A 3,063-nucleotide genomic window follows, 5' to 3' on the forward strand; every position below is an offset into this window, starting at 1 on the left:
GGTTTTCCACCGCCTCACACCCCCATGCCGGGAAGTCCAGCGTCAGCCGGTCGCCGCTGCGCGTAACCCGCAGTTCGCCGACAAAGCGGGTGGAGAAGACGATCTCCGTGTGCGGGTAGTCGAGATACTCAAAAATCACGTGGGCGCTGGCAAGCGTGGCGTGACCGCAGAGGTTAATTTCATGCAGCGTGGTAAACCAGCGCAGCTCAAAACCGCTATCGGTGCGCACGAAAAAAGCGGTCTCCGACTGGTTATGCTGCTGTGCCATCTTTAACAGAACCTCATCCGGCAGCCACGCCTCCAGAGGGCAAACGGCTGCAGGATTCCCACCAAATGCGCGGTCGCTAAACGCATCGACCAGATAGAATTGTATTTCTTTCATTGGGTTAACCCTTGTTATTAGCGTAAAAAAAGATGACCTTTCATGTAGAGCGATGCCTTGCCGCTCATCAGCACCCGGTCGCCCTTCAGTTCACAACGCACATCGCCGCCCCTGGCAGAGACCTGGCGGGCAAACAGCGAGGTTTTGTTCAGCTTTTCACTCCAGTAGGGGATCAGCATGGTATGCGCCGAGCCGGTGACCGGATCTTCCCACAATGCCACGCCCGGCGAGAAAAAGCGGCTGACAAAATCGTATTCGCCCTCCCCCCGGGCGGTAATCGACACTTTGTGCTCGCCGGGGGTCATGGCCTGAATATCAGGCGTAACCGCCTCAACCTGCTGACGGTTTTCCAGTACCAGCACCCAGGCACGTCCCTTACGGGCCTCGACGTAACGGTCAATCCCCAGCGCGTGGAGCATCTCTGGCGGTGGGGTCTGGGCCTCCGTCGGACAGGCCGGGAAATCGAGGGTTAACCAGTCACCGTCGCGGCTGACGGTGAGCCTGCCGGAAGCAGTATCAAAATGGATCCGGGCATCAGGATAGTCCATCTCGTTGAACAACACCCAGGCGGTGGCAAGCGTCGCGTGGCCGCAGAGGTTGACCTCGCCGTGGGTGGTGAACCAGCGCAGCTCGATGCCACCTTTATGGCGCACAAAAAAGGCGGTCTCCGACTGGTTATGCTCCTGCGTCATCTTCAGCAGCGTCTCGTCCGGCAACCACTCCGCGAGGGGGCACACTGCCGCCGGATTACCACCAAATGCACTATCGCTAAACGCATCAACGAGATAAAACTCAATTTCCTGCATCGCTCTACCTACTGTTAACTTAATGTTGCATCCTATATTCATGGAAAATAACCGATTCCACCAGCGATTACTTTGCCACCATAGTGAGATCTGCATCACAAAATGATTGTATTTCCACCAATGATGGTTTTAAGATCAAAACACCTCATATACGTAACCAATCCCTGACATTCCTATGACAACCAACACAGTTTCCCGCCGGGTCGCATGGCTACGGGTGGTGACGCTCGCCGTCGCCGCGTTTATCTTTAACACCACGGAGTTCGTCCCGGTCGGGTTGCTCTCGGACATCGCCAGCAGCTTCGGCATGGAGACGGCGCAGGTGGGGATCATGCTCACCATCTACGCCTGGGTGGTGGCGCTGATGTCGCTCCCCTTTATGCTGCTCACCAGCCAGATTGAGCGCCGCGCGTTGCTGATCGGCCTGTTCGTGCTGTTTATCGCCAGCCATGTGCTGTCGTTCCTGGCCTGGAACTTTACGGTGCTGGTGATAAGCCGGATCGGGATTGCCTTTGCCCACGCCATTTTCTGGTCGATTACCGCCTCGCTGGCCATCCGCCTGGCCCCGGCCGGGAAGCGCGCCCAGGCGCTGAGCCTGCTGGCGACCGGCACCGCGCTGGCAATGGTGCTCGGGCTCCCGCTGGGCCGCATCGTCGGGCAATATTTTGGCTGGCGTACCACCTTTTTCATTATCGGCCTCGGGGCGCTGTTCACTCTGCTGTGTCTGATCAAACTGTTGCCGAAACTGCCGAGCGAGCACTCCGGCTCCCTGAAAAGCCTGCCGCTGCTGGTGCGTCGCCCTGCGCTGATGAGCCTCTATCTGCTGACGGTCGTGGTGGTGACGGCCCACTATACCGCCTACAGCTATATCGAGCCGTTTGTGCAGTCGGTTGCCGGATTCAGCGCCCGCTTCGCCACTCTCCTGCTGTTGCTGCTGGGCGGCGCCGGCATTATCGGCAGCCTGCTGTTCGGTAAGCTCGGCAACCGTCACGCCTCTACGCTTGTGAGCAGCGCCATTGGCCTGCTGCTGGTCTGTCTGCTGCTTCTGCTCCCCGCCTCCGGAAGCGAAATGCATCTGGCGCTGCTGAGCCTGGTCTGGGGCGTGGCGATCATGATTATCGGACTTGGGATGCAGGTTAAAGTGCTGGCGCTGGCGCCCGATGCCACCGACGTGGCGATGGCGCTCTTTTCCGGCATTTTCAATCTGGGGATTGGCGCAGGTGCGCTGGTGGGGAATCAGATAAGCCTGCATCTGTCGATGGCATCAATTGGCTATCTGGGGGCGATACCGGCGCTGGCGGCGTTAATCTGGTCGGTACTAATTTTCCGCAAATGGCCCGTCACGCTGGAAGAGCAGCCCCATCACGGCTAGCGAGGCGACCGGGTGGCGGAATGCCACCCGGTTCAATGATTAGGGGTAGGTCTGGATAATTTCCAGCACGCCGTTAATGATAAACTGCACGCCCATGCAGACCAGCAGGAAGCCCATCAGACGGGAGATCGCTTCGATACCGTCTTTACCCACCCAGCGCATAATGGCGCCGGAGCTGCGCAGACAGCCCCACAGGATCACGCCGATAAGGGCGAAGATCAGCGGCGGCGCAAGCATAATTACCCACTCCGGGAAGGCGCTGCCACTGCGCACCGTTGAGGCGGAGCTGATGATCATCGCAATGGTTCCCGGGCCCGCGGTGCTTGGCATCGCCAGCGGTACAAAGGCGATATTCGGCACCTCTTTACCCGACCTCTCCTCAAGCGCGTCCTGCTGGGCCTGCGGCAACATTTTCAACAAAAAGATCATGCAGCTGGAGACGCGTCCGGCGGTGATGTCGCTGGTGGTGTGGAGCGCGCTCATCCCGATTGTCCCCTTTATGC

Annotated in this window: 4 protein-coding genes; 1 reads left to right on the top strand and 3 read right to left on the bottom strand. The window is 58.9% G+C overall.

Translation table 11 applies throughout. The features are described from left to right. Together WFM46_RS23345 and WFM46_RS23350 are read right to left on the bottom strand one after the other, a co-directional pair. Positions 1-382, bottom strand: a 382-nt coding sequence (locus tag WFM46_RS23345; RefSeq protein WP_336998682.1) for a PhzF family phenazine biosynthesis protein, incomplete at its 3' end; no start/stop codon positions are given. A 17-nt stretch (positions 383-399) separates the two neighbouring features. Next, the gene (locus WFM46_RS23350) at positions 400-1,188 is read right to left on the bottom strand and encodes a PhzF family phenazine biosynthesis protein (protein WP_220436043.1); all 789 of its coding nucleotides are present in this window, start codon (positions 1,186-1,188) and stop codon (positions 400-402) included. Positions 1,189-1,363: 175 nt separating this feature from the next. Here WFM46_RS23350 and WFM46_RS23355 point away from each other — a divergent pair, with 175 nt between their 5' ends. Next, positions 1,364-2,560, top strand: coding sequence for a sugar transporter (locus WFM46_RS23355; RefSeq protein ID WP_103179558.1), 1,197 nt, complete (start codon positions 1,364-1,366; stop codon positions 2,558-2,560). Between the two features lie 39 nt (positions 2,561-2,599). On the opposite strand, the gene WFM46_RS23360 is transcribed toward WFM46_RS23355, so the two are convergent. Beyond that, on the bottom strand, positions 2,600-3,063 hold a 464-nt coding region (locus tag WFM46_RS23360; protein ID WP_336998683.1), incomplete at its 5' end, for a MarC family NAAT transporter.

Origin of the sequence: Leclercia sp. M50 (assembly GCF_037150775.1) — a bacterium.
Lineage (GTDB): Bacteria > Pseudomonadota > Gammaproteobacteria > Enterobacterales > Enterobacteriaceae > Enterobacter.